Below are 26,971 nucleotides of genomic sequence, written 5' to 3'. Positions count from 1 at the left end.
TCAAAGGTTTCCTTCGGTTTTGGAGTTGCTGAGCGCAGCCTCGGATGAGACGGACTCGGGGAAGTGTCGTCGCTGCCATAGCCAATAAAGAACGGGAATGAGCAGCAGCGATACCAGGGGGGCAGAAATCATGCCGCCGACCACGGGCGTGGCAATACGCTGCATGGCCTCGGATCCTGGGCCGGAATCCAGCAGCAGCGGACTCAGACCCAGCACCACCGTGAGCGAGGTCATGGCCTTGGGACGTACCCGCATGACCGCGCCGTCGATGATCGCTTCACGCAGTTCACCTCGGGTACGGGGCCGCCGCTGCTCCACTGCCCCGCGGACATACATCAGCATCACCACGGCGAACTCTGCTGCCAGGCCTATCAACAGGATGAAACCCGCCGCCACGGCCACCGAGACGTCATAGGTGAGCCAGTAGAGCAGCCACACGCCACCGACGGCGGCGAATGGCAGCGAACCCATGAGCATGAAAGTCTCGGCAGCGTTACGGAAGCATAGGTATAGCAGCAGGAAGATCAGCACGATGGTCACCGGGACCACCCACTGCAGGCGCTCCTTGGCCCGTTCCATGTATTCGTACTGGCCCGACCAGGTGACCGAATACCCGGCCGGCAGAGCGACCTGATCCATCACACGCTGGCGCGCCTCGGCCACGTAGGAGCCGATATCGCGTCCGCGAATGTCGACCACGACCCAGCCGTTGAGGCGTGCATTCTCGGTGCGGATCATGGCCGGGCCGTCGACGATGCCCACGTTCGCCAGTGCCTGCAGGGGGAGATAGGCTCCTGTCGAGGTGATGACCGGCAGGTCCCGCAGGCTCTCCAGCGAATCACGCCAATCCTGGGGGTAGCGCAGGTTGATGGGATAGCGCTCCAGCCCCTCGACGGTTTCGCTGACATTCATCCCACCCACCGCCGTCTGAATGATGGCCTGCAGGTCACTGACGTTGACGCCATGACGCGCGGCAGCGCGCCGGTCGATATCGACTTCGACATAGCGCCCGGCAGCGGTGCGGTCGGCATAGGCTGAGGCCGTGCCAGGGACGTCCTGGAGTACGCGTTCGATCTCGCGACCGATGCGCTCGATTTCCGCCAGGTCGGCACCCGCCACCTTGATGCCCACGGGAGAGCGAATGCCGGTCGAAAGCATGTCGATGCGCGTCTTGATCGGCGGCACCCAGACGTTCGCCACCCCGGGAAAGCTCACCGCCTCGTCGAGCTCGCGAATGATATCGGCCTTGGTGATGCCCTCGCGCCACTGATCGCGGGGCTTGAAGCGAATGACGGTCTCCAGCATGCCGATCGGGGCCGGATCGGTGGCCGTATCGGCACGCCCCGCCTTGCCGAAGACACGATCCACCTCCGGTACCGACATGATCAGACGATTGGTCTGCTGCATGAATTCACGCACCTTGCCGATGGAGACACCGGGCTCCAGCGAGGGCATGTACATGAGATCGCCTTCATCCAGCTGGGGCATGAATTCACTGCCCAGCTTGGTCGCCGGATAGGCCACGCTGGCGGCAATCAGCACTGCTGCGGCAATGGTGGCCCAGGGATAGCGCAGCAGGGCATCCAGCCCGGGGCGGTATATGGCAATCAGCATGCGGCTCAGCGGATGGGCAGACTCAGGGCGTATGCGCCCACGCACCAGGTAGCCCATGAGCACCGGCACCAGGGTGATGCCCAGTCCGGCGGCCGCCGCCATGGCATAGGTACCAGTGAAGGCCAGCGGTTGGAACATCCGACCCTCCTGTCCCTGGAGAGTGAACAGGGGCAGGAAGCTGACCACGATAATCAACAGCGCGAAGAAGATCGGCCGGCCGGTCTCCTTGGCCGCCTCGGCCACGGTATGCCAGCGATCCTCGCCCGGGGGCGCCTTCTCGAGCCGCTTGTGCAGGTTTTCCACCATGACGATGGCGGCGTCCACCATGGCGCCGATGGTCACGGCAATGCCGCCCAGCGACATGATATTGGCGTTGACGCCCTTGGCCTGCATGATCATGAGTGCCGCCAGAATGCCGATCGGTAGTGCCACGATCGCAACCAGCGCCGAGCGGAAGTGGAGCAGGAAGACGATGCATACCAGTGCGATGATGAGGAATTCCTGCAGCAGCTTGACCGTCAGGTTGTCGACCGACTCCTGGATCAGCACCGAGCGATCGTAGGTCTCCACGATCTCGACGCCTTCGGGCAGGCTCGGTCGCAGCTCATCGAGACGTGCCTTGACCCGCTCGATGGTGGCCAGCGCGTTCTCGCCATGGCGCATGACCACCAGGGCGCCTACGACCTCGCCCTCGCCATCCAGCTCCGCGATGCCGCGACGGGCAGCAGGGCCGATGCGGATCTCGGCCACGTCCTCGAGCAAGACGGGGGTTCCGTCGCCGCCGAGGCCAACGGGCACCAGGCGTAGCTCCTCGATGCCGGTGAGGTAGCCACGCGAGCGCACCATGTATTCCGCTTCGCCCATCTCGATGACCGAACCACCTGCCTCGCGGTTGGCGCCTTCGATGGCCGAGCGGATGCCGGACAGGGTCAGCCCATAGGCACGCGCACGATTCGGGTCAAGCACCACCTGGTACTGCTTGACCATGCCGCCCACCGTGGCGACCTCGGACACGCCCGTCACGGACTGCAGCTCGAACTTCAGGAACCAGTCCTGCAGCGAGCGCAGGCCGGCCAGGTCGAGCTCGCCGCTGCGGTCCACCAGGGCGTACTGGTAGACCCAGCCCACACCGGTGGCGTCCGGCCCCAGCGCCGGCGTGGCGCCGGCTGGCAGCCGCGGCGCCACCTGGCTCAGGTACTCGAGCACGCGGGAGCGTGCCCAGTAGGGATCGGTGCCATCCTCGAACAGCACGTAGACGTAGGAGTCGCCGAACATGGAGAACCCGCGCACGTCGCGCGCCTGGGGTACGGCCAGCATGGCCGTCGACAGGGGATAGGTAACCTGATCCTCCACCACCTGGGGGGCCTGGCCGGGATAGCTGGTATGAACGATCACCTGAACGTCGGAGAGATCAGGAATGGCATCCAGCGGCATCTGCCTGCCGGTGAAGAGCCCCCAGACGACGAAAATGGCCGTTACCAGGAGCACAAGCAGGCGATTGTGCAGCGACCACGTGATGATCCTTTCGATCATGAATCGACTCCTCAGTGGTCGTGGCTCAGCGGCTCGATGGCGGTGATTTCGTAGACGAACTCCTCGCGCTCGCGCATGCGGAAGCGTATCGGCATATCGTCGTGCAGCCCATCGAGTTCGAGATCATCGGCCACGGTGAAGTCCATGACCATTGCCGGCCAGCCCAGCAGGGGAATCGGCGCGTGGTCGACGTTAAGCACGCGGGCATCGCGGTCGATGGAAATCAGGCGCCCATCGGCCCAGACATCGCCATCCGAACTCTCCTGCTCGGCTTCGGTCATGCGCGCCAGCTCGGCACTGACTGCCGCTTCGGAGTCGAGCAGGAAGTGGCCGGAGAGAACCACACGCTCTCCTTCCTGGAGGCCTTCGATGATCTCCAGGTTGCCGTTGGCACGACGCCCTACCTGAACTTCACGCGCCTGGAAACGCCCTTCACCCAGCGCCAGGATGACGCGGTCCTGCCTGCCGGTACGGATCACGGCCTCGGCCGGCAGGTACAGGACGCCCTGCAGCGGTCGAGTGGTCAGTTGGACATCGGCATACATTCCCGGCTTGAGTCGCTCACCGGGATTGTCAAAGGCCAGGCGAACCTGAACGGTTCGCGTCTGACTGTTCAGGCTCGGATAGATATAGTCGATCTTGCTCTCGAGACGCTCGCCCGGGCGGAAGGGCAGCTTCACATGGGCGGCGTCACCTCGAGCCACGGCATCCACCTGATGCTCGAACAGGTCGGCAATCACCCATACCTGCGAGAGGTCGGCAATGGTCATCACCTCGGTGCCCGGTGTGACATACATGCCTTCACGCACGTTCAGCGACTCCACTACCCCACTCTGCCCCGCCCGTACGGAGATCAGTCGGCGCGGCTGACCGGCCCGCTCGATCTCGGCAATCTCGGCGGCACTGACCCCCAGCGCCCGGAGGCGCTCGCGCGCAGGAGCAGGACTGCCGCCACGACGCACGACATGCAGCAACTCCTCTTGCGCATTGACCAGTTCCGGCGAATAGAGGCGGAACAGCAGCTGCCCCTCCTCGACTCGCTCGCCGGTGGTTCTGACGCTGAGTTCCTCGATCCAGCCCTGAGTACGCAGGTGAACGTGGCTGAGTCTCGATTCGTCATAGTCGACGAAGCCGACTGTCTCGACCAGGCGCGCCAGATCACCACGAGCCACCGAGCCGATACGCACATTCATATTCTGCTGCACGACAGGGCTGATACTGACTGTGCCGGGCGTCGCGTCGCCGCCACCCGCATAGATCGGAATGAAGTCCATGCCCATCTCATCCTTGCGCGGCTCGGGAGAGGTCACGGAGGGGTTATGTGGGTGGCGGTAATAGAGAATCTCTCTCTCACCGTTGGTCGTGTCCACCGCGGCAACGTGTGCGTGGGAACCCGGCCAGTAGGTCACGGCAGCGGCGCCTGCGGCAGCCCCCGCAGCCAGCAGGACGATGACAGCGAACGCCTTCATGCGTTTTCTCCCAGTAGATAGAGCAGGTCCACCTGCTCAAGGCGACGCTGCGACCCGATACGCACGGCCTCGATATGCGTTTCCAGCTCGGTCAGGCGTGCACGCACAAACGAGTTGAAGTCCGTGGTGCGATTGCGATACCCATGCTCGGCGGCTTCGGCGTTCTCCCTGGCCTGCGGAAGGAGGCGCTCTGCATACTGACGCTCACGCTCGCTCAACTGATGCCACCTGGCCTGGGTCTCCCCCACCTGGCGCTGCAACTCGAGGGCCTGTGCATCCCAGGCATACTGGGCGGCCTCACGACGGTGCACGCTGGCCGATAGATCGCGGTCCTGGCGCTGGCGTGTAAAGAGCGGAAGGTCGACCATGACCATCGCCGACATGCGATCCGGCATGTCCATGCCCCGTTCCGTTGGCGTGCCATAGGTCAGCTCGACCGACCACTGAGGCCTGTAGCCTTGACGCGCCAGCTCGACACCGTGGTTGCCGGCATCGACGAGAGCCTGTTCTGCGGCGAGCAGCGGGTGCGACAGCAACGCATCCGCCGGCGCGGTCATGTCGGGCAGGTCGGGCAGGTCGGGGGCTAAGGGGCGTGAAATGGCATCCTGACCGACCCAACGCGCAAGCTGGGCCCGTGCTGCCGCTTCCTGTGCCTGAACGGAAAGCAGGCGATCATGCAACCGGCTCAGCTCCAGTTCGGCGCGTAACAGATCCTGTTGATCGGCAAAGCCGGAAGCAAACTCGCGTTCGGTGATATCGCGCAGGTCCTCGAACAAGGTCTGGCTCTTCTCCAGCACTTCCCGGATGGCGCGCTGCTCGTAGAGCGACAGGTAGGCACGCCGCACGGCGCGAACGGCAGTGATTTCTGCGTTGCTGCCACGAGCTGCGTCAGCCATGGCCAACGCGCCTTCCCGCTCGCTTGCCAATCGACGGCTGTCGCCTCTCGGGAAGGTCTGGCGCACTCCCACACGCAGTTGGGTCATGGTGTCGTCATCGATGGAAAGACCCTCTCGTGCGACGTCCATGACCTCCATGATCAGCATGGGATCGGGAAGCTGTCTGGCCGAGATGGCGGCCTCACGTCGAGCCTCAGCCAGCTCCTGGTAGCGCAGCGAGGCAGGGTCGTCGATGCGAGCGAGCCGCTCAGCTTCCATCAGAGAAAGCACCGGCTCTGACAATACCGGCAAAGGCAACATAAAAGCCGTGCTTAACGCCACAGCCAACATCTTGGGTAACCGAGAGCCCATTCACCACCCTCCATACTCACCTGTGCACTGCGGCAAGAACAGCGCCATGGCGGATGCACCATGGCCAAAAGCCATAAACAATCTTGGTTATATGTATCAAACTGGCCGACGGGTGCCGGCCAGCCATGCTTCTTCAAAGCTTGAATACCGCGTTATTTGAACGCAACGTGAAGGCTATAACGATGGACGTCCCAACTATCCCCACGCGGCGCGGAATTTCCTGATACCACCAAGCTATACTGGCCGGCCGGCAACGCTTCTCGAATTTCAAAGTCGCCACCAGAAGACCTCACCTGACTCAAGGTATTGCCCTGAGCATCGATCAACTCGGCTTTCATTGGCAGTATGGAGTGCATCCCGGGGAAGTGACTGCTAGCAATCCTGACCGTTGCGGCTTCATCCAGGTTGAGTTGGTAAGTATGCGGCTGGCCAGAATTAATGATCACGCTAGGCGTGCTACCTTCTTGCAGCACATTCCCGTTTGATGCCGCAGTGCCGAAACTGGCAAATGCAGGAGCGGAAAACATAGTGAGAACGGCAGTAGCAAAAGCAATCTTCTTGATCATGACACACCTCTTTTTCCAATGAAATTTCCTGTTAACAACTTGCAAACGCCAGGACTGTCAATTTCAACTTCGGGCGTGATAGAGTAACCATTCTGCCTACTCATCCCCCGTGTTGCTTGTTCATGTAGGCATAGTAAGATGCAGTAGCGGACAGGAAACTGACTCGAAAATGACATTTTTGTCATGTCGAGCCAGACCCGCCAGTGGAGGCTTCATGAAGTTATTGATTGTTGAGGACGAGCCAAAGACCGGCGACTATCTGGCGCAAGGCCTTAGAGAGGCAGGCTTCGTCGTTGACCTGGCGCGCGATGGCCTGGATGGCCTGCACTTGGCGCAGACCGGGGAGTATGACCTGCTGCTGCTTGACGTCATGCTGCCTGGGATGGATGGCTGGACCATCCTGCAAATGGTGCGCCGCGCAGGGCAGGACGTACCCGTACTGTTTTTGACCGCACGAGACGAGGTCGACGACAGAGTGCGGGGGCTCGAGCTCGGGGCGGATGACTATCTGGTCAAGCCGTTCGCCTTCTCCGAACTACTGGCGCGGATTCGCTCCCTGCTCAGGCGCGGCAAGGCACGTGAGCCAGAAGTGTTCCGCGCTGCCGACCTGGAACTCGACCTGCTGCGACGGCGTGTGACTCGAGCCGGCGAACGTATCGACCTCACCGCCAAGGAGTTTGCCCTGCTAGAGCTCTTGATTCGCCGCCAGGGAGAAGTCCTCCCCCGTTCACTGATAGCCTCGCAGGTGTGGGACATGAACTTCGATAGCGATACCAACGTCATCGACGTAGCCGTCAGACGGCTACGCGCCAAGGTCGATGGCCCCTTCCCCGAGAAGTTGATCCGGACCGTACGCGGCATGGGTTATGTGCTGGAGCCGGGAAATAGCTAATGAGCCTTTACCCACGTTCCTTGACGGCCCGCCTGGCCACACTCTACTCCTTGCTGGTGGCAATCCTGCTGCTGCTGCTTGGCCTGTGGCTCGAGTACCTGATTCGGGATCACTTCGACGAAATCGACCATATGGAGTTGACAGCAAAGCTGAACATGATCGAGAACCTGCTTGATCGAGTCGATAGCCCTGCCGCGCTGAATACACTGCCCAGATATCTTGACGACCTATTGACGAGCCAAGCCACACTCTCCGTCTCCATCCGCGATGAGGAGCAGCGAATACTCTACGCCTACCAACCGGAGTTTCTCGAGCCAGTAAAGAATGGAGACGTTGACTCACCCAGTACCCGCTGGAGCGTGGCGGGCTACGAATTCATTGGTGATGAAGTTCACAAGCGCCTTCCTCTACCGCAGTCCATACCGGTACGTGTCCTGCTTGGCCTGGATATCACCCACCATGCTCACTTTCTCGAGGACACCCGCCGCTATCTTTGGACGGTCATTGCGATAGCCGCCCTGCTGACAGCATTGCTCGGCTGGCTGGTTGCACGCCAAGGCCTGGCCCCCCTCAAGCGGATCACCGCGACGGCCAGGCGGCTGTCAGCTGAGCGCCTGGATGATCGCCTTGATCTGCAAGCCACGCCACCGGAAATGGTCGAGCTGGCCAATGCGTTCAATGGCATGCTGAACAGGCTCGAAGCCGACTTTCAACGCCTCAGCGAGTTCTCGGCGGATATCGCCCATGAACTGCGCACCCCGGTGTCCAACCTGCTTACCGAAACCCAGGTCGCCCTGTCACGACCACGCAGCACAGAGGAATACCAGGACGCACTGCACTCCAACCTGGAGGAGCTGGAACGACTGGCGCGAATGATCGCCGACATGCTGTTCCTGGCCAAGACCGATCATGGGCTACTGCCAAATCCTGCCGAACCGGTCCATCTGGAGGAGGAAGTGACCGCTTTGCTGGAGTTCTATGATGCCCTTGCCGAGGAGAAACAGGTCAGGATGCAGCTGAGTGGTACCGCCACAGTCACCGGCGACCACCTGATGCTTCGCCGAGCGATTGCCAACCTGGTGTCGAACGCCGTGCGGCACACTCCCCCTGGCGGCACGATCGAGATCACCATTACCCATGACCAGGATATGGCGAAACTGTGTGTCATCAATCCTGGAGAGACGATCCCCGCCGATCAGTTACCGAAACTGTTCGATCGCTTCCACCGCGCCGACAACATCCGCCACCACCATGGCGAAGGCGCAGGTCTGGGACTCCCCATCACCCGATCAATCGTCAAGGCCCATGGTGGAGACGTCGCGGTCCGTTCTCAGAATGGCATCACGACCTTCTGCCTCACCCTGCCGCTCTCCGGCACGCAACGTACATCATCGGAGGAGTGATTCGATGGCTCTCAATTCCAGTCAACCCAATCGCTCTGCCCGCCTTGTCGCGCTCGCCGTGGGGATCCCCTGCTTCCTGGTGCTGGCCGTGCTCATGGCCATGCCCTTCATGGCGGGGGATGAAACGACCCTCCGGGTCGACGGCCCGGTACCGACTCAGTCGGGGGCAGAACGCGGCGGGGTCCGCTTCTCCGGCACGGTGCACCAGTGGAGCGTGGCGGGCAGTCTCGTGATCGATGCCGAGCAACAGGCACAACTCTCCTTCCAGCTGCGCGGGCCCGACGGTAACCCGCCTCGACAGGCCATGCGCGTCCCGATCACCTTCGTCATGCCCGGCCATGACATGTCACTCAGCCGGACGGCCGAACCGACCGACCGCGACAGCTACGCGGTCGCGGCGCCGCTCCCCATGTCGGGTGCCTGGCAGGTGCGTATGACGTTCTCGGACGTGACCGGCGTGCTGGCGTTCGACGTCAGGGACTGACGATGCCAGGGATGCACCACGGCGGCGACATCCAGCCTCAGAGCACGGGCGCGAGCAGATAGGCCGCCCGCGCCGCCACCCGGTGCCAGCGCGACTGAGCCTCGATCTCTGCTGGGTGCATCTGCCGGGACCGCGCGAAATCCACCTCGAACATCGACTCGACCTCAGCGGCGAACGACGGGTCCATCACCAGCGCCGTGACCTCGAAATTGAGGCGGAAGGAGCGGTTGTCGAGGTTCACGGTGCCTGCCGCCGCGCCGATGTCGTCCACCAGGCAGGCCTTGCCGTGCAGGAAGCCCCCTCGTAGCGATAGACCTCGACCCCCGCCTCGAGCAGCGAGTCGAGAAAAGCGTAGGCGGCGAAGTAGGTCAGCGGATTGTCCGGCCGCTCCGGGATCAGCACCCGCACGTCCACGCCGCTCAGGGCGGCCAGCTTGAGCATCGAGAGCACCCCCTCGTCGGGCACGAAGTAGGGGCTGGAGATCCAGATTCGCTCATGGGCGGCATGGATCGCCTGCTGGATCATCAGGCTCGCGGTCTCGAAGCGATCCGCGGGCCCGGTCGGCAGGATCAGCACCGGGGTGCCATGGTGGCTCGGCACCCGCGGCGTCCAGGGCAGTTCCTCCGTGGCCCAGCGCCAGTCCTCGAGAAACACCAGCTGCAGCGCCAGGGCCGACGTCGCCTGGCCGGCACCCGGCCTGAGGCGGGTGGTTCTCGCGTCCCCCTCACCTGCGGCACCCGCTCTGGCGTCCGTTCAGCAACCTCATGCTCATCATGGTCGTTCCTCTCGTGCCGAGTCGGCGGAAGCGGCGGTGGCAGGGTCAACCTGCTGGAGATAGATCACGCCCAGCAGCTGGCGACGCGCCAGCCAGACGATCAGCGGCGGCAACAGCAGCCACTGCAGCAGCGGGGCCAGCCCCGTCCCCAGCAGCGGCAGGGTGGGCATCAGCTCACCGTACTGCCAGCGATCCTGCAGGACCGTGGCGTGCCACTCCAGACCGATCGTGATCACGACGCCCACCGCCACGAAGCCGGCGATCGCCTTGGCGTCAGGGCAGCGCAGCCAGTCGCGCCGTCGCCGCACCCCCGCCACGACCCAGTAGGCGACAAGGGCGATGAGCACGTCACCCAGGGTCGCCCGTGTGCAGAAGAGCACGGCGTCCCAGTGCGCCATGGCCGGCATCTCAGCGAAGAGGGGGACCTGCAGGAACTCCCAGGGGAAGTTGAGCAGCAAGGCGAACAGCACCACGTTGAATTCCGGAGTGGCCAGAAGTTGCCTCACCGGGCCGCCTCCGCCCCTGGCGAGTCCGTGCCTTCGTCCTGTCACTTCCTCCTTCCCTTAGGCGGCGACTGATGACAGCTCCAAGGCTCCTGGCGGACGTTATCCTTCACATTCTGATCGACGAATCGGTAGTGCTCTTCCTTGAACCGGTTCCACCACCCCTGGCTGATGGTCACGGCGTGTTTCTCGAGAATCTCCTCGATGCAGTCGAGACACAGCCGCGTCGCGTCATAGGCGAAATCCAGCCGGTGCTTTTTGGCGTCGTAGAAGACGCTATCCAGCCCGTACAGCACATCGATGTCGGCCACTGCGGCGCCTATCGCCGCCTCATCGTTGGGCTCGAGCTTCAGGTGCCGGGTTACCAGGTGGATCTCGGATACACCGACACGATGATCGTGATGGCTCATGATGTTACCTCCTTGGTTTGACGACGCGACCCGGCGATCAGCACCACGCCGGCGGCGGCGTAGAAGATCAGGTCGCCGATATCATCATGGGTCAGGCCCAGGCGATGCGCGCGCAGGCGGCCCAGCCACCAGGCGGCGACGATGCCGACCACGTACATCAGGCCGTACCAGTGAATCGCGAACGGGCCGAGTCTGATGGCCACCGGGTCAATCTGGGGATATTGCAGCATGCGCTACCCCCCGGCTCACTCGAGACGCGACCAGTCGCGTCCACCGTTATCGCTGATCAGCAGCCGGTTCAGGTCATCGGCCGCCACCAGGCGCTGGGGATCGTTCGGATCCACCGCCAGGTGCATCAGATAGCGCTCTCCCCAGCCCCGCTTCACCACCTCCCAGTCACGGCTGGCTTCCTCGGCTCGCAGCAGGCCGACGTCCAGCATGAAGGCGTAGAGCGTCCCCTGGCTGGCCACCGCCAGGCTCACTGGGCGGCGTTCGGGGTATATCTGGCGCCAGCGCTCACCGCCGTCCGGACTCATCAAGAGCCCGGTCTGAGTGGCGGCATAGAGCTGATCGGGATCACGGCTCGAGGCGGCCAGGGCAATCAGCCCGGCCGGTGCCTTGGCTCGAACCTGCCAGCTGCTCCCGCCATCCTCGCTGACCTGGAGCTGGCCGGCATAGGCTCCGTAGAGCGTGTCGGGGCTGGCCGCGCTGATGGTCAGCTGATGGAAATCCACCGGGCCATCAACGCCGGAAGCATGCCGGGACCAGCTTCGACCCCCATCGGTGGACATCACCACCCCGAGGTTGCCTCCCCTGGCCGGGTGGCCGCTCGCAAAGAAGGTCTCAGCCTCTTCGGGGTGGGGCGCGAATCCCATGAAATCATGGGTCTCCTCGGAGACCCGGCGGGCCATCCCATCGCTACCCACGGCATAGAAGCCGTGGTGGGTGGCCAGCCACAGTCGTTCGCCATCCGCTCGGTCGAAGGCCAGGCCGTGAATGTGGGTCTGCTGTCGCAGCTGCTCGAGACTGATACCGCTCGGCTCGCGGGAGCAACCCGCCAGCAGGGTCAGTAGCACGGCCATGACAAGTGGCCATCGATAATGGGTCATGACGTCATTTCCTTATCTTTCGTCAGGTGTGGCCGGCGCCATGCGAACCACCACATGGCGCCGAAACACCATACGGCAAGGTCAGCTCACGCGGATCGTCGCCATCATGCCTAGCGCCTCCTGCTCGATGATGTGGCAGTGGAACAGCCAGTCGCTGTCGGCATCGCGGGTGGCGATCACCTGGAAGTGGGTGCCATGCACGTGGAAGGGCTAGATCGACCACGGCGCCTTCAAGGGGGGGAGGTTCAGGTACGAGGAGGCCGCTCGAAGGGAGCAGGAGGTCCCGATGGATAGCCCAGGTCGGGCCCGGACAGGGGAAGGGGGGAGGCCATCGCGTCAATGGTCAACCGAGCAAAGGTGGCGCCACACTGGGCACAGGGCATGCAGCAAGGAGAAGCCAGGGAGGCATCCGGTTCGCTCGGGTCGGCGGCTGCCGAGAGGTCCCAGTCCGCCGACCCCTGCATGGCCGAACGCTCCTCCAGCTGACTCCCCAGGCAGGAGGCATCACCGTGATGCCCGCCCGCGGCCACGGGCGGCGCCATGGCCAGCACCAGGGCCATCAGCAGGCTGAGTAGCCAGTGATAGGAGAGTCGACGCATTAGGGACAAGCGGCCTTGTGAGCCAATGGAAGCGCGAGTATTTCACGGCCAAGAAGAGAGCCGCAACCTGAGCCCTGCACGCAGGTTTACCAACGGAGCTCCTTTGATGTGAATCAATGGACAGGGCACGCCGTTGGGCTAGGGTAAGGTCAACGCGGTACCGAGAAGCGAGCCCCCGTCATGCAGCCACAGGTGCCTGAACAGTGTGCAGGTCACGGCCGGAGAGGAATCTCCCTCTGGCTTGCTGCCTTGTTCGTGCTGGCACTGCTGCTAGCCGCACCCCTGGCCAAGGCCCATGCAGAGGAGCTTGACCACCCGGGCAACCCGGTGGCTGCGACCAGCCTCGAGCTCGCCACCGGCGAGGTATCGACGGACGCCTGGCTCACCTCACCTCCCGCGGGGCCCCACTGCCACCATGACCACGCCTGGCGCTCTGTATCAGGTGTTTTGCCCCGGAGCGAGGCGCCCGATGTCACCCCCGATCCGTGGCCTCCGATCGTCCCCGCCGCCGGGCCGTCTATACACCTCACCTCGGCACTTGGTCAGACCCTTCCTGGGCCCGCCTCTCCCCACGTCGTTCCCCTCTACCTGCTGACGCAGCGCTTCCGGTCCTGAGATCTGGGTGGTTTCCCAGACACACAGTCGTAATCGCGCGGCATTGACCTCTGCGCCGCACATAGCCGGAATACTGTGAGCATTGGCCCTCGACGGGACCAATCAGCAGCAAGGAGAACGATCATGAAACTTCGCAAGCAGACTCTCGCCCTCGGACTCGCGCTGGCCATCGGTGCCAGTGGTTCTGGGATCGCCCTCGCCCAGGGCATGCCGGACTCTCAACCCGGCCAGGGAAGCGGCATGGGTCCCGGCATGATGGGAGGAATGATGGGTGGTGGCGGCCAGGGCGGCATGGGCCCCGGCATGATGGGTGGTGGCGGCCAGGGCGGTATGGGCCCCGGCATGATGGGAGGAATGATGGGTGGTGGCGGCCAGGGCGGCATGGGCCCCGGCATGATGGGAGGAATGATGGGTGGCGGCATGATGCCCTGCCCGATGATGGCCGAAGGCATGGGCATGATGTCGATGCTCGAGCCCGACCAGCGCAGCCAGATGCGCGAGCTGATGCAGGAACACCGCCCCGCCCAGTTCGAGCGCAAGGGCCGCCTGATGAACCTGCGCGACGACCTGATGGCCGAGATGCACGGCGAACGTCCGGACCCTGAGCAGGTGCAGGAACTCCACGGTCGCATGGCTGAGCTGCAGGGCGAAATTATGGCCGAGATGGTGCGCATGCGTAACGCCATGCACGACCTCATGACCGATGAGCAGCGCGAGCAGCTCCGCCAGGCGGCACCCGCCGACGCGGATCCCGAGGACCACGACGCCCATCACTGATCGGCGGAGTCACTGAGTACGCAACATCCAGGACGGCCAACCTTGGCCGTCCACTCGGCGACAGCGGCAGGAGGCACGTGATGAGTGACACCAGGTCCAGAACGATCACCCTGACGGTTCCCGGCATGGGCAGCGACCACTGCGCCGGGATCGTTCGCAAGACGCTCGAGCGCCTCGATGGCGTGAGCGAGATCCAGACCAATATCGCCAACCACCATGTCAGCGTGACGGTCGAGGAAGGCGGGCCCGATGGCGATACCCTGAAGGCCGCCGTCGAGGGCGCCGGCTACGATGTGGCCGCCGTCAGCGGTGGTGGCCAGCAGCAGATTCGCCTGACGGTGCCCGGCATGGGCTCGGACCACTGCGCCGGCATCGTGCGCAAGACGCTCGAACGCCTCGATGGCGTGGGCGAGATCCAGACCAATATCGCCAGCCACCGCGTCAGTGTGACCATCGAGGCCGGTGGCCCCGATGGTGAGGCGCTGAAGCGCGCCGTCGAGGGGGCCGGCTATGACGTGGCCGCCGTGCAGACCGAGGAGCAGGAGGCGGGCGACGGCGACGCCGAGATCGAGGAGGCCTACCTCGCCCAGGCGCGCAAGCGCCTGATCATCGCCGGCATACCCGCCACCCTGATCATGCTGTTGATGATGCCGCACATGTTCTGGCAGCCGATCCCGGGCTACCTGGCCATCGTCGCCCTGCTGGCCTTCCCGGTGATCTTTCTCTACGGCGGCGCCGCCACGCACCGCTCGAGCTGGCGCTCGCTGAAGAACGGCACCTTCAACATGGACGTGCTGATCTCCATGGGCAGCCTGCCGCCCTACCTGATCGGCCTGGTCGGCTTCATTACCCCCATGACCTCGTTCATCGAGATGGGCGCCACCATCATGACCTTCCACCTGCTGGGGCGTTACCTGGAGGCCCTGGCCAAGGGGCGCGCCTCCCAGGCCATTCGCCGCCTGCTGACCCTGGGCGCCAAGACGGCCCGGGTGGAGCGCAACGGTGAGGAGGTCGAGGTGCCGGTCAAGGAGCTGGCGCCCGGCGACATCATGATCGTGCGCCCCGGCGACAAGGTCCCCACCGACGGCGAGGTGGTCGAGGGCGAGAGCCACCTCGACGAATCCATCGCCACCGGCGAATCGATCCCGGTCTACAAGAGCCCCGGCGACAGCGTGATCGGCGCCACCATCAACAAGGAGGGGCGCCTGCGGGTCAAGGCGACCCGGGTCGGCGGCGACACCTTCCTCGCCCAGGTGGTGCGCCTGATCGACCAGGCCCAGGGCTCCCGGGTGCCGATCCAGGAGTTCGCCGACCGCATGACCGGCCGCTTCGTGCCGGCGGTGATCCTGATCGCCCTGGCCAGCCTGGTGGTGTGGCTGCTCATTCCGGACGCCCTGCGCCCGATCCTCGACTGGGGCGCGACCTTCCTGCCCTGGGTCAACCCCGAGGCCGCCACCCCGGTGCTGGCGATCCTGGCCGCCGTGGCGGTGCTGGTCATCGCCTGCCCCTGCGCGCTGGGCCTGGCAACGCCCACGGCGCTGATGGTGGGCTCCGGCATCGGTGCCGAGCGCGGCATCCTGATCCGCTCCGGCGAGGCGATCCAGACCTTCAAGGACGTCAAGGTGATGGTGCTGGACAAGACCGGCACCATCACCCGCGGCGAACCGACGCTGACCGAGGTGGTGGCCGCCGAGGGCGTCGAGGAGTCGCGCCTGCTGACCCTGGCGGCGAGCGTGGAGAACGCCTCGGAGCACCCCATCGCCCGGGCCATTGTCGACGGTGCCAAGGAACGCGATGTGACGCCCGGCGAGGTCAGCGAGTTCCGCTCCACCGGTGCCCGCGGCGTCTCGGGCCGGGTGGGCGACGCGAGCGTGCTGATCGGCAATCGCCGGCTGCTCGAGGAGGAAGGCGTGGCCGGCCTCGAGGCCCTGGATGACGCCATGGGCAAGCTCGAAGGCAAGGGGCGCACGGTAGTGATCGTCGCCGCCGACGGCCAGGCGCTCGGCCTCGTCGCCGTGGCCGACACCCTCAAGCAGGAATCGAAGGAGGCGATTCGCGGCATGCACGCGCTGGGCCTGCACGTGGTGATGGTCACCGGCGACAACGAGCGGGCCGCCCGCGCCGTGGCCGAGGAGGTCGGCATCGACGAGGTCCAGGCCGGGGTGCTGCCCGAGGGCAAGGTCGACGCCATCCGCGCGCTTCAGGCGAAGCATGGCAACCACGTGGCCATGGTGGGCGACGGCATCAACGACGCCGCGGCACTCAAGCAGGCCAACGTGGGCATCGCCATCGGCGCCGGGGCCGACGTGGCCATCGAGGCCGCCGACGTGACCCTGGTGCGCGGCGAGCTGACAGGCGTGGTGGAGGCGATGCACCTCTCGCGTGCCACCTTCGGCAAGATCGTCCAGAACCTGATCTGGGCCAGCGGCTACAACGTGGCCGCCATTCCCATCGCCGCCACCGGCCTGCTGCACCCCATGATTGGCGTGATCGCCATGACCGCAAGCTCGCTCTCGGTGATCGGCAATTCGCTGCTGCTCAAGCGGCGCTTCACCCGCACGAACCCGCAAGGAGAATCGACATGAACCGTCACAACGCGATGATGATCGCCTGTCTGGTGCTGATGGGAGTGGCCATGTTTACCGTGCTGTGGCGCGGCAACCCCTTCGGCGCTGGCACCTGGCTACTGCTACTGCCGATGGGACTCTGCATGGGGCTGCACCTGTTCATCCATCGCCACAGCCACAGACATGACGACTGATGGGTACCCAGCCGCCGCGGCGGAAGTTGCCCAGGATCAATGCAGCGTCGCCCAAACTGGGGCAACCTGAAGGCCACATTAGGGGGAGTCCAGCATGGCACGACTCGAACGCACATCGCTGACGCAACGCACAGGAGGCCGCTGGCTGGCCCTCCTGCTCGCGCTGCTGTTGGCGGTGGTGACGCTATCGAGTCACGGCGCCACCATGGCGTCATCCCCTGACTGCGGCGTCCCCGCCGAGTGGATGTCGGATGACCCCCATTCGAGTGGCGGTCTCAGTGCCGAGCATGACCATGACGCTTCATCCTGCGTCACCTGTTCAACCGCCATGGGTCAGGCGCTACTGCCCGTGGTGGGACCGGAGCGGCGGGCCATCTCAGCGGCCATGGCCGCATCCCCGCAGATCCCGCCGACTCCCAGGCGCCCTCCCAGAGCCTGATCGAACGAAGACGGCCCGGCCGTCGGACCGCGACACCGTTCGCCGCGACACCGCTCGCATTATGGTTACGTTCCTCAGGAGTACATCATGTCTATCCGTTTTTCATCGGCCGCAACGGCGCGCGAGGCATTCCTGCCTTCCTCATTGACGCTCACCGGCAACCACCGGCTCCTCGGCTGGCTCATGGCCGCCGGGCTAGCCCTCTCCACTATGCCGACACTCGCCGACGCGGTACCGGCGGGCACGGTGGTTACCGCCAACGAGCGTGGTGCCTCTCTCACCCACATCAACCTGTCGAGCGGCGGGACCAGCACCCACGCCATGGCCATCGCGCCCCACAACGTTCAGATCAGCGATTCCGGCCGCTACCTGATGGCCGTGGGGGAGCCGGCAGCCGACGACCACGGCCATGGCCATGACGGCGGCCATGCCCACGGTGATGCCCCCGGCAAGCTCAAGCTCTACCCCTCCCATGACCCGAGCGGCGCTCCCCTGGCCAGCATCGAGGTGGGCAGCCACCCGGCCCATGTGGTCAGTGACCGGGAAGGCCGATTCGCCTTCGTCACCAATGCGGGGGACAACAGCGTCTCGGTCGTGGACCTGGAGGCAAAGGAGAGCGTGGCGACCATCGCCACCGGTGAGTATCCCCACGGACTGCGTCTGAGTCCCGATGGCCAGGAGCTCTATGTGGCCAACGTCCTGGATGGCAGCGTATCGATCATCGATGTCGAAGCGCGGGAAGAGGTCGCTCGCCTGCCGGTCGGCCAGGCTCCCGTGCAAGTGGGCTTCACCCCGGATGGCACCCGGGTCTTCGTCTCATTACGGGACGAGAACCGCGTGGCCGTCATCGACACCAACCGCCGCGAGGTCGTCGAGCGCATCGAGGTGGGCCGGCTGCCGATCCAGGTACACGCCACCCCGGATGGCCGCTACATGCTGGTGGCCAATGAGGGCACTGAGGACGAGCCCGATAACCGGGTCTCGGTCATCGCTCTCGACAGCCTGGCGGTGGTGGCCACCCATGAGGTCGGTGCCGGTGCCCACGGTATTAGCGTCGATGATTCCGGGCGCTTCGCCTTCGTGACCAGCCTCTATGACGACAGCCTGTCGGTCATCGACCTGGAGGCCGGGACTGTGATCAGCCGCTATGACACCGGCCAGGGTCCCAACGGCGTGACCTGGGTAAACCACTGAGAGGAGCCAAGACCATGATGACTCAATGTGCCGCCCTGATGGGCCCCCTGGGCTGGATCATGCCCGTCGCCATGATGCTGCTGCTCGGTCTCGGCATCGCTTCGCTCACCAAGTATCTGTTCACGCCCCGCCCCACGTCCCGTGACCTTCCGGAGGCTCACTCATGAACCGCTTCGGCTCTACTCTGATGCTCTCTGCTGCCCTACTGCTCGGCGCCGGCACCGCCCAGGCTGCTCTGCCCGACAAGGCGACCCTGTTCAAGAATCCGGAATGCGGCTGCTGCGACGAGTACGCCCGCCAGCTCGAGGCCCGCGGGGTCGAGGTGAAGCTCGTCGACGATATCGAGGTCGGCAAGATCAAGCAGCGCGTCGGCTTGCCCTATGGCCTCGGGTCCTGCCACACCATTCAGATGGGGGGTTACGCCATCGAGGGTCACGTGCCCTTCGAGGCGGTGGAGAAACTCTTCGAGGAACGCCCGGACACCCGCGGGATCGGCCTCGCCGGCATGCCCATCGGCACCCCCGGCATGCCTGGGCCCAAGCGGGGCGACTGGGACGTCTACCAGTTCCGCGGCGGTGAGGCCAAACCCTTCATGACCCTGTAATCCATCACTATGGCAGTAGAGAAAGGCCGCTTCACTCTTGAGTGAAGCGGTTTTACTGTTTATTAGAAGCACAACTACGCCTTGACATGGAACGCAGGCCAAGCCCACCTCTTCGTCAAACCGCTACCCGCCGAAGAGGTGAATGTGTTCTCCGTCAGTCGATAGCGTCCACGGACTTGATAGCCCCGACTTGTCCCACCCATTATTCAAGGCCGTATCCTCCGGTGGCGCTCCTGCACCGCCAACACCGCCAGCGTCAGGGCCGTCAGCGGTAGTGCAAAGTAGAGCATGGTGACGCTGAAGACCGGCAGCGCATCGTGGTGAGTGGCGGCCAAGATCAGGTAGAGGGTATAGGCCAGATAATAGGCAAACAGCACGCCGCCCTCCCAGCGGCTGATCACCCCGCCGGTGAAGCAGATTGGCAGGCAGGCCACGGCCACCGCAATCATGACCGGAATATCGAAGCCCACCATCGCATCAGGGACAGCAATGCCGGTGGGGGCCAGCAACCCGGTCAGGCCCAGCACTCCGAGGATGTTGAACACGTTGCTTCCCACCACGTTGCCCACGGCAATGTCGCGCTCACCACGCAGTGCGGCAACGATCGAGGTGACCACTTCAGGCAGCGAGGTACCCGCCGCAATGATAGTCAGGCCGATTACCTGGTCGCTCACGCCAAGGGCCTGAGCAAATACCACGGCACCGTCCACCAGCCAGCGTGACCCCAGTACCAGCATGCCCAAGCCCCCCAGCACATACGCCAGGTTGCTCACCAGCCCGTAACCTTCCGCGCGAGGCTCCACGGGGCTCTCCGGCGAGGGCTCCCGACGGCTCTGGCGAAACAGGAACACCAGGTAGGCTCCCAGGCCTACCACCAGCAGCCCGCCATCAAAGCGCCCAACGCTGCCATCCAGCACCAGCAGCAGGACCAGCCAGGAGAGGCCCACCATGAGCGGGATATCGAAGCGAATCAGCTGATGTGCCACGGTCAGCGGCACGATCAGCGCCGAGACGCCCAGAATGAACAGCACGTTGAACACATTGCTGCCCACCACGTTACCCATGGCAATACCCGCCTGGTCATCGACGGCCGCCTTCAGGCTGACCGCCAGTTCCGGCGAGCTGGTGCCAAAGGCCACGACCGTTAACCCGATGATCAGCGGCGACATGCCGAACCGGGCTGCCAGGCGAGAAGCGCCCCTGACCAACCCCTCGGCCCCGATGATCAGCAGTAACAGCCCAGCAAGGAATGCCAATACAGTCATACTCGCCTCCGACCTTCAAAAGAGCCTGATGGCGGCTAAGTGGCTATTCAAAAGTAAGTATCCCCCGGCAAAGCCGGGGGCTTTATATTGTTAGCCCCTCAAAGGGGCAAGAATCTGAGCCGCCTGAAGGCGGCTGCCTCACATTCCAAACTTGAGCTGATCATAATGCTCATCCGCCTTTTCCTGATTCCGGATATAGGCCCTTACCATTCCTTCATCAAGCCCTACTGTCGAGACGAAATAACCTCTCGCCCAGAAGCTTTCACCAGAGAAATTTCGCGATCTGCCCATGAAGTTTCTGGCTATAGATATCGCACTCTTCCCTTTGATGTAGCCAACCACATGTGACACCGAGTGCTTCGGAGGGATGCTGATACACATGTGAACGTGATCACGCATCAGGTGCCCCTCTACGATCTGGCACTCCTTCTGTCTTGCCAGCTCATGGAACACCTCACCAAGGTGTTTTCGGATACCACCAAAGATCACCTTCTTTCGCTTTTTGGGGATGAACACGACATGATACCTGCAGTTCCATGTTGTGTGAGCAAGACTCTGGTACTCTCTCATTGGGAACTTCCTATCTCTTGGCCGAGATTGGAGGTTCCCTTTGACCGCATCACACGGTCAAACCTCGGGTAGTCCCCCGGCAAAGCCGGGGGATTACCTTATTTATTTATCGTGCGTTCAGACCCGTAGCCGTCGAGTAGGCGACAGACCTCCTTGCTGAGGTGGTCAAATGAGAGATAGGCACTCAACGGTAGCCATGCGTACTTCATCTGCCGCCACAGAATCTCTATCAGGTTAAGCTCCGGCGAGTAAGCCGATAGGTAGACCAGATGCACACGATGCGACATCCACTCCATAATCTTCCTTCTGAAGGCCTTGGAGCGATGCATGCTGGCATTGTCGAGCACCACGATGGCGAAGGTATCGGGATCTTTCTGGGCCACAAATTGATCAAATGCTTCGATGACTGTCTCGGTAGTCACCGGCTCCGTGGAGGTATGGTAGACCAGCTTCCCGGCTCGGCTGAGGAACCCCAGTACGTTCAACCTTCGGCTATGGGAGTAGGCGGTCATCTCAAAGGGCTGCCCAATGGGACTCCACGCGTATGGAACCGGTGACGACTGCGAAAAGCCCGACTCATCGAAGTAATAGAGCTCGTGCTCACCCAGGTCTTCCCGCTCCTGAAGCACCTTGAGAAGGCCTTGAGTGTTGCGGAAATCCGTTTCGTCGCGCCGTGCCTTCAGTGAATGCCGAATACGCTTGAAGCTGAGCCTATTTTTTTTTCAGCGCCCTGCGGAGCGTCACCATGCTGATGTTTTTCCCGGTCTCTTCCTGAAAGCGGGCATGCAAGGAGCGGAGCTGGTGGGGCTGTTCGGCGACAAGTTCCTGCAGCCGATGGTGGTCGTCGTCATCCAAGGCCGGCGTGCGGCCACTGCGCGGCTTGTCGATCAGCCCATCAAGCCCTGCTACCTCCCACTGTTTGAGCCATCGAGATACGGCATCGCGGCGGACCTGCAATATCTCACAGATCTGAGCGATGGTATGACCTTGATTGCTCAGCAAGATGGCATGCGCACGTCGACGTAGGGCGCGCTTCTCACCATGGTGATAGGCGGAGGACAGCGTCTGCTGCTCAGACTCAGTGAGAGGTGCAACGAAGCGCCTTGCCATGGTTCCGTCCGTGTCAGTTATCCTACATACATTATGCACGAAAACTTTCGGTTAGGCACTTACTTGGCGATGCTGTTATAGGTGTTGGTGCCCAGGGTCGCCAGCATGTCGGGCGAGAGCCCCGCGACAATGCCCACAGAACCGGCCAGCGCCAGTGAGAAGGCCACCGGCACACCAGCAATCAGCAGGCCCGCGAACGCCAGAATCATCCAGATATCAGGCGTCATGAGAAAACTCCCCTTTCAAGCGCGCCCGGGTCTGTTGCACCAGTCGCCAGCTCATGGCCAGCGTCAGTACTGGCAACCAGGCCAAGTACCACCATTGAGGCAACCCCAACCCAGGAGAAAGCGATTGCCACTCCCGCTCCTGCCAGGCCAGCTTGCCGCCATACCAGGTAATCAGGGCCAACACCGTCAAGCCACACAGCGCCTGAAACAGGATCAGGACACCCCGCCACTTTGGAGGCAAGGCGCGCTCCAGAAAGCCCAGCCGAATATGCCGGTCGTGGCGCAAGGCGACGGAGGCGCCCGCAAAGGTCAGCACCACCAGCAGAAACACCGAGAACTCTTCGGTAAACGAGAAAGAGCCGCCGGTAATGTAACGCGTGATGACGTTCCCCAGGCTGATCAGCGAGATGATGATCAACGCCAGGGCGCCCAGCCAGCGTTCGGGCCGGGCATCAGGAAGGCCTTTCATGGCAACCTCACACAAATAGCCGCCGCTCGGGAGCGGCGACGGCAGCTAGCGAAATATCAGCGTGCGTCGATTGCCGCTTGCGCAGCCTCTACCAGGGCTTCGCCGATGCGGGGCACCCACTTTTCATGGACGGACTGGGTCGCCTCCACGAACGCCTGGTACTGCTCATCGGTCAGCTCGGTCACGGTCACCCCGCGTTCCTGAATGGCGGCCAGCCGCTCATGCTCCTGCTCGCGGGTCATGGCGATCTCCCACGCTCCGGCTTCCTGCGCGGTTTCACGCAGCATCGTCTGCTGCTCTTCACTGAGCGTACGCCACACTTGCTGGTTCACCGCAAAAATCAGCGGGTCGTTCATGTAGTTCCACAGCGTCAAATGCGCCTGGCCCACCTGGTCGATGCGCGCCACGTCGAACACCGACAGCGGATTTTCCTGGCCATCGACCGCGCCGGTGGTCAACGCAGGCTGAGCGTCGGTCCAGCTCATTTGGGTCGGGTCTGCGCCCAGTGCCGAGAACGTGTCCTGGAACAGGGGCGAGCCCACCACGCGAATTTTCAGGCCATCGAGATCATCCGGCTGGCTGATGGGGCCACGGGAGTTGGACACCTGACGAAAGCCGTTTTCCCCCCAGGCCAACGGCATGACGCCACGCGACTCGATGGCCTCGAAGACCATGTCACCCGCTTCACCGCCAGTCACGGCGTCCACGGCGGCTTCGTCAGGAATCAGGAACGGCAAGGAGAACAGATTGAGCTCCGGCACTTGCGGCGACCAGTTGATGGTCGAACCGACGGACGCATCGATCAGCCCGGAGCGCATGGCGGAAAACTCGCGGGTCTGGTCACCGGAGACCAGCTGGGAGTTGGGGTATACCCGCAGCGTCAGTTCACCGCCACTGCGCTCTTCCACCAGCTCTGCCCATTTTTCGGCGGCCTGCCCCCAAGGGAAGGCATCGGACAGCACGGTGGAGACAGAGAGTTCACGCGCCTGTGCAGAAAAAGCAGCGGAAAGGAGTGCAGCACCGGCCAAGCCAGCGGTCAAACGAGCCATGGAGCGTGTCAGCGTCATTGTTATCGATCCTTTTTTCATTTTTATGAGTCGTGAAGAACGCCGTGATCTGGCGGGCGCTCCGCGCCATACGGGAAAGCCCCGCCAGCGACACCCCATTGTAGGCGCTCACCGAGTGAAGGGAAGCGCTGGCCGCTGCTTTTGGCCATCGACTTTCGCCGCAGCGTCTTCACTCACTGCTGGCTGGTATGCGGGGTTACTCCGGGCGGCAGAAGCCGGCCAGCGCAGGCACGGACACGCAGTCGCCTACCTGGATGCCACGCTCGGCAAAGTAGCCCGCGTTTACTTCCAGGGCGGCATGGTAGGCCACGCCGGCAGGGTAGGAGGGGCACTCACGCGGGGTGCTGGACTCACAGGGCTGCATGGTATTGATCGCCACGATGCGGCCTTGGTCATCGATGTAAGCGATATCCAACGGGATCAGCGTGCGATACATCCAGAACGCATTGCCTGCGGGCTGTTCGCTCTCGAAGCGGAACAGCATGCCGCGTGAGGTTGGCAAGTGTTCACGTCCCATCAGCCCACGCTGACGCTGGGCGACCGTTTCGGCCACTTCCACTTCCAGACGATGCGGCCCGCCCTCGCTGTGAATCGCCAGCGGCAGAGTATCGACCATGGCCGACTCGGCGGCCATGGCGGTCACGAGCGACAGCGGCAGGCAGCTCGCCAGGGAGACCCCCAGGGTGGTTTTTAGCAGTTGGCGGCGGGACAGGGTCATGACAGATTCCTTCTTCCTATACAGTGGCCTGCGGCGAGGTCATGAGGTGAATTCCCTCGGCCAGCAGCGAGACGGTCACAGGCTCCCCCAACGCCAGCTGGTTGCGTTTGGCCGCGTGGGTAGCGATATCGAAACGTAGCATATCCCCATGCGAAACGCGCAGCGAAACCGAGGTCATGCTGCCCAGCACCACCATTTCACTCACTGTGGCCGTCACCGGGTTTTCGCGCTCCCCCTGGGAGGGCCGCCCGCGTCGGTGCAAGACGATATCCGACGGCGGCAGATACCAGGTCACGGTCTCCCCCACCGAGCAGTGCTCGAGGCCGCGAGCGACTTCCAGCCACCACTCGCCCCACTGCAGCCGTGGCCCGCTGGCCGTGTTGACCACCTGCCCCTGAAAAACATTGTGGCGGTCGAGCAAACGCGCCACCAGGGGCGTGTCAGGCTGGCGAAACAGCCGCTCCGGGCCGCCCTGCTGCAAGCTGTTGCCGTTGTGCAGCACACAGATCTGGTCGGCCAAGGCCGTCGCTTCTTCGAGGTCGTGGGTGACCAGCACGATGGGGATGGCAATTTGCTGACGCAACAGCGCAAGCTCCCGCTGCAAGCGGCGCCGAGTGACCTGATCGACCGCAGAAAAGGGTTCGTCCAGCAGCAGCACGCGGGGCTCTCGTGCCAGTGCCCGCGCCAGGGCAACCCGCTGACGCTGCCCTCCCGAAAGCTGGCTGGGGTAGCGGTTCTCCAGCCCTTCCAGGCGCACCTGGGCCAGCCATTGCGCGGCACGTGCGGGTCTTGCCACTGGGGGGAGGTGCCCCATGGCAATCTGGACGTTCTGCTGCGCAGTCAGGTGCGGGAACAGCGCATAGTCCTGAAAGACCATGCCCACCTTGCGCTGCTGGGGTGTCAGTGCCTGGCGCGGCCCCTGTCCGGCCGAAAGCCAACGCTCACCGGCGCAGCTGATGTGGCCCTGGGCAGGATGGTAGAGCCCGGCAATGGCGCGTAGCAGGGTGGTCTTGCCGCTGCCCGATGGCCCCACCAGCGCCAGCAGCTCCCCCGGCGCGCAGCGGAAGGTGGCGTTCAAGGGGATGGGCCCCGCCTGTTGTACGGACACCGTCAAATCAGCCACGTACCCACCTGCGCCTGCCCGCCAACCCATAGACCAGCCCCAACGTCGCCAGCGAGATGGCCAGCAGCAGCGCCGACATGGTGGCCGCGCCCTGCTCGTCGAAGGCCTGCACTCGGTCATAAATGGCAATGGAGAGCGTTCGGGTTTCGCCATCGATGGCGCCGCCCACCAGCAGAATCACGCCAAACTCCCCCAACGTATGGGCAAAGGTCAGCGCGGTCGCCGACAGGATGCCTGGCCACACCAGCGGCAGTTCGATACGCCACAGGGTCTGCCAGGGGCTGAGCCCGCTACACCAGGCCGCTTCGCGCAAATGCACGGGCACATGCTCGAAGGCCCGCTGAATGGGCTGAATGGCAAACGGCAGGTTGGCAATCAAAGAGGCCAGCAGAATCCCGGTGAAGGTAAAGTTGAGGCCGCTGCCAGTGAGCGCCGCCCAGGCGCTGCCCAGCGGCGCATCGCGTCCAAACTGCTGCAGTAGATAGAAGCCCAGCACCGTGGGCGGCAGCACCAGAGGTAGGGCAATCAGCGCTTCGCAGACGCCCTTGCCACGAAACCGAGCCGTGGCCAGCCACCGCCCGCACCAGATGCCCAGTGGCACCAGCAGCAGGCTCGTCAACGCCGCCAGCCGCAGCGAGACTCCCAGCGCCGTCCAGTCCATCACTCGGTACTGAAGCCGTAGGCGCGAAAGAGTGCCTGGGCCTCGGGCTGTTGCAGCCAGGCATAGAAGGCCTGGGCGGCTTCTCCGGCGTGAGGGGTCAGCACCATGCGCTGAGTCAGCGGCGTGTGCCACGCTTCGGGGATCAGCACGCTCTCGCTACGGGCCGCCAGCCCAGGCGCCAGCACCAGCGAATAGGCCACCAGCCCGCCCCTTGCGTCGTCGGACAGCGCAAACTGCATCGCCTGGGAAACGTTTTCCCCCTGTATGCGCAGCGGGCGACTGGCCTCCCAGAGCCCTGCCCTTTCCAGCACTTGCTGAGCGGCCACGCCATACGGTGCATGCTCGGGGCTGGCCATGGCAATCCGCAGGCGCTGGCCATTCTGCAACGCGGCCACGGCGTCTTCCACGCCGGCCAAGGGCGCCTGTTCATCGGGCGGAGGATAGCGGCCGACAGGCTGTACCCAGGCCAGCCGCCCGCGTGCATAGATCACGCCTTCATCCACGACGTGCCCTTCCCGGTAGAGCGCTTGCACGAAGCCCTCATCGGCGGAAAGAAACAGCTCGAAGGGCGCCCCCTGGGCGATCTGACGGCGGAAGTTACCGGAAGAGCCCAGGTTGAGGCGCAGCCGATGCCCGGTTTGCTGGGTAAACCGCTCAGAAGCCTCTTCCAAAAAGAAGTGCAGACTGGAGGCCGCCGCTACGATGGGTGCGCCTGCCATGGCAGGCGCACCCAGCAGCAGGCAACCGAGGCACAGCAGCCAACGCAT

The 26,971-nt window shown here is 63.7% G+C and carries 30 protein-coding genes and 2 pseudogenes; 10 read left to right on the top strand and 22 right to left on the bottom strand.

Annotated elements, in window-relative coordinates:
- From RVM26_RS01130 to RVM26_RS01115, 4 genes are all read right to left on the bottom strand, one after another.
- On the bottom strand, positions 1–3,147 hold the full coding sequence (locus RVM26_RS01130; protein WP_498940292.1) for an efflux RND transporter permease subunit: 3,147 nt from the start codon (positions 3,145–3,147) through the stop codon (positions 1–3).
- Between the two features lie 11 nt (positions 3,148–3,158).
- A complete protein-coding gene (locus RVM26_RS01125) occupies positions 3,159–4,616 on the bottom strand; it encodes an efflux RND transporter periplasmic adaptor subunit (RefSeq protein ID WP_498940291.1) in 1,458 nt (485 codons plus the stop codon).
- Positions 4,613–5,863: a TolC family protein gene (locus RVM26_RS01120; protein WP_498940289.1), complete on the bottom strand. Its 1,251-nt coding sequence runs from the start codon at positions 5,861–5,863 to the stop codon at positions 4,613–4,615. The genes RVM26_RS01125 and RVM26_RS01120 overlap by 4 nt, the downstream gene beginning before the upstream one ends.
- A 152-nt stretch (positions 5,864–6,015) precedes the next feature.
- The gene (locus tag RVM26_RS01115; RefSeq protein WP_498940287.1) at positions 6,016–6,429 is read right to left on the bottom strand and encodes a hypothetical protein; all 414 of its coding nucleotides are present in this window, start codon (positions 6,427–6,429) and stop codon (positions 6,016–6,018) included.
- Positions 6,430–6,643: 214 nt separating this feature from the next.
- On the opposite strand from RVM26_RS01115, the gene RVM26_RS01110 reads away from it, so the two are divergent.
- From RVM26_RS01110 to RVM26_RS01100, 3 genes are read left to right on the top strand one after another with little or no spacing between them, the layout of a single operon-like run.
- Complete coding sequence (locus tag RVM26_RS01110) at positions 6,644–7,321, top strand: heavy metal response regulator transcription factor (protein ID WP_169956251.1); 678 nt, start codon at positions 6,644–6,646, stop codon at positions 7,319–7,321.
- Positions 7,321–8,724: a sensor histidine kinase gene (locus RVM26_RS01105; RefSeq protein ID WP_498940285.1), complete on the top strand. Its 1,404-nt coding sequence runs from the start codon at positions 7,321–7,323 to the stop codon at positions 8,722–8,724. The genes RVM26_RS01110 and RVM26_RS01105 overlap by 1 nt, the downstream gene beginning before the upstream one ends.
- Positions 8,725–8,728: 4 nt before the next feature.
- Complete coding sequence (locus RVM26_RS01100; RefSeq protein ID WP_169956247.1) at positions 8,729–9,208, top strand: FixH family protein; 480 nt, start codon at positions 8,729–8,731, stop codon at positions 9,206–9,208.
- A gap of 37 nt (positions 9,209–9,245) precedes the next feature.
- Here RVM26_RS01100 and RVM26_RS01095 read toward each other — a convergent pair whose 3' ends face one another.
- From RVM26_RS01095 to RVM26_RS01060, 8 genes and pseudogenes are all read right to left on the bottom strand, one after another.
- Positions 9,246–9,479, bottom strand: coding sequence for a phospholipase D-like domain-containing protein (locus RVM26_RS01095; RefSeq protein WP_498940283.1), 234 nt, complete (start codon positions 9,477–9,479; stop codon positions 9,246–9,248).
- Positions 9,446–9,862, bottom strand: coding sequence for a phospholipase D-like domain-containing protein (locus RVM26_RS01090; RefSeq protein ID WP_498940281.1), 417 nt, complete (start codon positions 9,860–9,862; stop codon positions 9,446–9,448). Before RVM26_RS01090 ends, RVM26_RS01095 begins: the two co-directional genes overlap by 34 nt.
- Positions 9,863–9,979: 117 nt before the next feature.
- Positions 9,980–10,489 carry a hypothetical protein gene (locus RVM26_RS01085; protein WP_498940279.1) on the bottom strand — a complete coding sequence of 170 codons (510 nt, stop codon included), beginning with the start codon at positions 10,487–10,489 and terminating at the stop codon, positions 9,980–9,982.
- Between the two features lie 41 nt (positions 10,490–10,530).
- Positions 10,531–10,896, bottom strand: a complete 366-nt coding sequence (locus RVM26_RS01080; protein WP_498940277.1) for a cation transporter — start codon at positions 10,894–10,896, stop codon at positions 10,531–10,533.
- A 38-nt stretch (positions 10,897–10,934) separates the two neighbouring features.
- A pseudogene (locus RVM26_RS01075) lies at positions 10,935–11,126 on the bottom strand (prolipoprotein diacylglyceryl transferase family protein); the annotation flags it as partial.
- Between the two features lie 15 nt (positions 11,127–11,141).
- Positions 11,142–12,005 (bottom strand): sialidase family protein, encoded by an 864-nt coding sequence (locus RVM26_RS01070; RefSeq protein ID WP_498940275.1) that lies wholly within the window; start codon positions 12,003–12,005, stop codon positions 11,142–11,144.
- A gap of 81 nt (positions 12,006–12,086) precedes the next feature.
- Positions 12,087–12,206: a multicopper oxidase domain-containing protein gene (locus RVM26_RS01065; protein ID WP_119023476.1), complete on the bottom strand. Its 120-nt coding sequence runs from the start codon at positions 12,204–12,206 to the stop codon at positions 12,087–12,089.
- Between the two features lie 44 nt (positions 12,207–12,250).
- Positions 12,251–12,604, bottom strand: coding sequence for a hypothetical protein (locus RVM26_RS01060; protein ID WP_498940273.1), 354 nt, complete (start codon positions 12,602–12,604; stop codon positions 12,251–12,253).
- A gap of 738 nt (positions 12,605–13,342) precedes the next feature.
- Between RVM26_RS01060 and RVM26_RS01055 the strand changes: the two genes are divergently transcribed.
- From RVM26_RS01055 to RVM26_RS01025, 7 genes are all read left to right on the top strand, one after another.
- Complete coding sequence (locus RVM26_RS01055) at positions 13,343–13,996, top strand: Spy/CpxP family protein refolding chaperone (protein WP_498940271.1); 654 nt, start codon at positions 13,343–13,345, stop codon at positions 13,994–13,996.
- Positions 13,997–14,076: 80 nt separating this feature from the next.
- Positions 14,077–16,581, top strand: a complete 2,505-nt coding sequence (locus RVM26_RS01050; RefSeq protein WP_498940269.1) for a heavy metal translocating P-type ATPase — start codon at positions 14,077–14,079, stop codon at positions 16,579–16,581.
- Positions 16,578–16,757 carry a hypothetical protein gene (locus tag RVM26_RS01045; protein WP_498940267.1) on the top strand — a complete coding sequence of 60 codons (180 nt, stop codon included), beginning with the start codon at positions 16,578–16,580 and terminating at the stop codon, positions 16,755–16,757. Before RVM26_RS01050 ends, RVM26_RS01045 begins: the two co-directional genes overlap by 4 nt.
- A 94-nt stretch (positions 16,758–16,851) precedes the next feature.
- The gene (locus tag RVM26_RS01040) at positions 16,852–17,196 is read left to right on the top strand and encodes a DUF2946 family protein (protein ID WP_498940265.1); all 345 of its coding nucleotides are present in this window, start codon (positions 16,852–16,854) and stop codon (positions 17,194–17,196) included.
- Between the two features lie 87 nt (positions 17,197–17,283).
- Positions 17,284–18,390, top strand: coding sequence for a YVTN family beta-propeller repeat protein (locus RVM26_RS01035; RefSeq protein ID WP_498940263.1), 1,107 nt, complete (start codon positions 17,284–17,286; stop codon positions 18,388–18,390).
- 14 nt (positions 18,391–18,404) lie between these two features.
- The gene (locus RVM26_RS01030) at positions 18,405–18,557 is read left to right on the top strand and encodes a hypothetical protein (RefSeq protein ID WP_498940262.1); all 153 of its coding nucleotides are present in this window, start codon (positions 18,405–18,407) and stop codon (positions 18,555–18,557) included.
- Entirely contained in the window at positions 18,554–18,994 is a 441-nt protein-coding gene (locus RVM26_RS01025) for a DUF411 domain-containing protein (protein WP_498940260.1), read from the top strand. The genes RVM26_RS01030 and RVM26_RS01025 overlap by 4 nt, the downstream gene beginning before the upstream one ends.
- A 206-nt stretch (positions 18,995–19,200) precedes the next feature.
- On the opposite strand, the gene RVM26_RS01020 is transcribed toward RVM26_RS01025, so the two are convergent.
- The 10 genes and pseudogenes from RVM26_RS01020 to modA all read right to left on the bottom strand — a co-directional run bounded on the left by RVM26_RS01020 (position 19,201) and on the right by modA (position 26,971).
- Complete coding sequence (locus RVM26_RS01020) at positions 19,201–20,259, bottom strand: sodium:calcium antiporter (protein WP_498940258.1); 1,059 nt, start codon at positions 20,257–20,259, stop codon at positions 19,201–19,203.
- A gap of 138 nt (positions 20,260–20,397) precedes the next feature.
- Positions 20,398–20,829, bottom strand: coding sequence for an IS200/IS605 family transposase (tnpA, locus tag RVM26_RS01015; RefSeq protein ID WP_110069601.1), 432 nt, complete (start codon positions 20,827–20,829; stop codon positions 20,398–20,400).
- A gap of 98 nt (positions 20,830–20,927) precedes the next feature.
- Positions 20,928–21,939, bottom strand: a protein-coding gene (locus tag RVM26_RS01010; protein WP_498940255.1) for an IS630 family transposase whose coding sequence is annotated in 2 segments (ribosomal slippage) — positions 20,928–21,551 and positions 21,553–21,939 — 1,011 coding nt in all. Because the reading frame shifts where the segments join, the coding sequence is not laid out codon by codon here.
- Between the two features lie 62 nt (positions 21,940–22,001).
- A pseudogene (locus tag RVM26_RS01005) lies at positions 22,002–22,166 on the bottom strand (TRAP transporter large permease); the annotation flags it as partial.
- Complete coding sequence (locus RVM26_RS01000; protein ID WP_498940253.1) at positions 22,156–22,635, bottom strand: TRAP transporter small permease; 480 nt, start codon at positions 22,633–22,635, stop codon at positions 22,156–22,158. The pseudogene RVM26_RS01005 and the gene RVM26_RS01000, both read right to left, overlap by 11 nt.
- A gap of 56 nt (positions 22,636–22,691) precedes the next feature.
- On the bottom strand, positions 22,692–23,702 hold the full coding sequence (locus RVM26_RS00995) for a DctP family TRAP transporter solute-binding subunit (RefSeq protein ID WP_498940251.1): 1,011 nt from the start codon (positions 23,700–23,702) through the stop codon (positions 22,692–22,694).
- Between the two features lie 196 nt (positions 23,703–23,898).
- A complete protein-coding gene (locus RVM26_RS00990) occupies positions 23,899–24,420 on the bottom strand; it encodes a DUF192 domain-containing protein (protein ID WP_081136242.1) in 522 nt (173 codons plus the stop codon).
- 16 nt (positions 24,421–24,436) lie between these two features.
- A complete protein-coding gene (locus RVM26_RS00985) occupies positions 24,437–25,573 on the bottom strand; it encodes an ABC transporter ATP-binding protein (protein WP_498940249.1) in 1,137 nt (378 codons plus the stop codon).
- Positions 25,536–26,204: a molybdate ABC transporter permease subunit gene (gene modB, locus RVM26_RS00980; RefSeq protein ID WP_498940247.1), complete on the bottom strand. Its 669-nt coding sequence runs from the start codon at positions 26,202–26,204 to the stop codon at positions 25,536–25,538. Before modB ends, RVM26_RS00985 begins: the two co-directional genes overlap by 38 nt.
- Positions 26,204–26,971 carry a molybdate ABC transporter substrate-binding protein gene (gene modA, locus RVM26_RS00975; protein WP_498940246.1) on the bottom strand — a complete coding sequence of 256 codons (768 nt, stop codon included), beginning with the start codon at positions 26,969–26,971 and terminating at the stop codon, positions 26,204–26,206. Before modA ends, modB begins: the two co-directional genes overlap by 1 nt.

Origin of the sequence: Halomonas sp. KM072, from assembly GCF_050710315.1 — a bacterium.
Lineage (GTDB): Bacteria > Pseudomonadota > Gammaproteobacteria > Pseudomonadales > Halomonadaceae > Vreelandella > Vreelandella hamiltonii.
The sequence above is the reverse complement of the archived record's forward strand: the minus strand, read 5'-3'. Positions and strand labels throughout refer to the sequence as shown.

What these genes read in the sequence shown, in the direction of transcription:
- RVM26_RS01130 (WP_498940292.1), bottom strand. Translation starts at nt 3,147, where the DNA reads ATGATCGAAAGGATCATCACGTGGTCGCTGCACAATCGCCTGCTTGTG.
- RVM26_RS01125 (WP_498940291.1), bottom strand. Translation starts at nt 4,616, where the DNA reads ATGAAGGCGTTCGCTGTCATCGTCCTGCTGGCTGCGGGGGCTGCCGCA.
- RVM26_RS01120 (WP_498940289.1), bottom strand. Translation starts at nt 5,863, where the DNA reads ATGGGCTCTCGGTTACCCAAGATGTTGGCTGTGGCGTTAAGCACGGCT.
- RVM26_RS01115 (WP_498940287.1), bottom strand. Translation starts at nt 6,429, where the DNA reads ATGATCAAGAAGATTGCTTTTGCTACTGCCGTTCTCACTATGTTTTCC.
- RVM26_RS01110 (WP_169956251.1), top strand. Translation starts at nt 6,644, where the DNA reads ATGAAGTTATTGATTGTTGAGGACGAGCCAAAGACCGGCGACTATCTG.
- RVM26_RS01105 (WP_498940285.1), top strand. Translation starts at nt 7,321, where the DNA reads ATGAGCCTTTACCCACGTTCCTTGACGGCCCGCCTGGCCACACTCTAC.
- RVM26_RS01100 (WP_169956247.1), top strand. Translation starts at nt 8,729, where the DNA reads ATGGCTCTCAATTCCAGTCAACCCAATCGCTCTGCCCGCCTTGTCGCG.
- RVM26_RS01080 (WP_498940277.1), bottom strand. Translation starts at nt 10,896, where the DNA reads ATGAGCCATCACGATCATCGTGTCGGTGTATCCGAGATCCACCTGGTA.
- RVM26_RS01070 (WP_498940275.1), bottom strand. Translation starts at nt 12,005, where the DNA reads ATGACCCATTATCGATGGCCACTTGTCATGGCCGTGCTACTGACCCTG.
- RVM26_RS01060 (WP_498940273.1), bottom strand. Translation starts at nt 12,604, where the DNA reads ATGCGTCGACTCTCCTATCACTGGCTACTCAGCCTGCTGATGGCCCTG.
- RVM26_RS01055 (WP_498940271.1), top strand. Translation starts at nt 13,343, where the DNA reads ATGAAACTTCGCAAGCAGACTCTCGCCCTCGGACTCGCGCTGGCCATC.
- RVM26_RS01050 (WP_498940269.1), top strand. Translation starts at nt 14,077, where the DNA reads ATGAGTGACACCAGGTCCAGAACGATCACCCTGACGGTTCCCGGCATG.
- RVM26_RS01045 (WP_498940267.1), top strand. Translation starts at nt 16,578, where the DNA reads ATGAACCGTCACAACGCGATGATGATCGCCTGTCTGGTGCTGATGGGA.
- RVM26_RS01040 (WP_498940265.1), top strand. Translation starts at nt 16,852, where the DNA reads ATGGCACGACTCGAACGCACATCGCTGACGCAACGCACAGGAGGCCGC.
- RVM26_RS01035 (WP_498940263.1), top strand. Translation starts at nt 17,284, where the DNA reads ATGTCTATCCGTTTTTCATCGGCCGCAACGGCGCGCGAGGCATTCCTG.
- RVM26_RS01030 (WP_498940262.1), top strand. Translation starts at nt 18,405, where the DNA reads ATGATGACTCAATGTGCCGCCCTGATGGGCCCCCTGGGCTGGATCATG.
- RVM26_RS01025 (WP_498940260.1), top strand. Translation starts at nt 18,554, where the DNA reads ATGAACCGCTTCGGCTCTACTCTGATGCTCTCTGCTGCCCTACTGCTC.
- RVM26_RS01020 (WP_498940258.1), bottom strand. Translation starts at nt 20,259, where the DNA reads ATGACTGTATTGGCATTCCTTGCTGGGCTGTTACTGCTGATCATCGGG.
- tnpA (WP_110069601.1), bottom strand. Translation starts at nt 20,829, where the DNA reads ATGAGAGAGTACCAGAGTCTTGCTCACACAACATGGAACTGCAGGTAT.
- RVM26_RS01000 (WP_498940253.1), bottom strand. Translation starts at nt 22,635, where the DNA reads ATGAAAGGCCTTCCTGATGCCCGGCCCGAACGCTGGCTGGGCGCCCTG.
- RVM26_RS00995 (WP_498940251.1), bottom strand. Translation starts at nt 23,702, where the DNA reads ATGACGCTGACACGCTCCATGGCTCGTTTGACCGCTGGCTTGGCCGGT.
- RVM26_RS00990 (WP_081136242.1), bottom strand. Translation starts at nt 24,420, where the DNA reads ATGACCCTGTCCCGCCGCCAACTGCTAAAAACCACCCTGGGGGTCTCC.
- RVM26_RS00985 (WP_498940249.1), bottom strand. Translation starts at nt 25,573, where the DNA reads ATGGGTTGGCGGGCAGGCGCAGGTGGGTACGTGGCTGATTTGACGGTG.
- modB (WP_498940247.1), bottom strand. Translation starts at nt 26,204, where the DNA reads ATGGACTGGACGGCGCTGGGAGTCTCGCTGCGGCTGGCGGCGTTGACG.
- modA (WP_498940246.1), bottom strand. Translation starts at nt 26,971, where the DNA reads ATGCGTTGGCTGCTGTGCCTCGGTTGCCTGCTGCTGGGTGCGCCTGCC.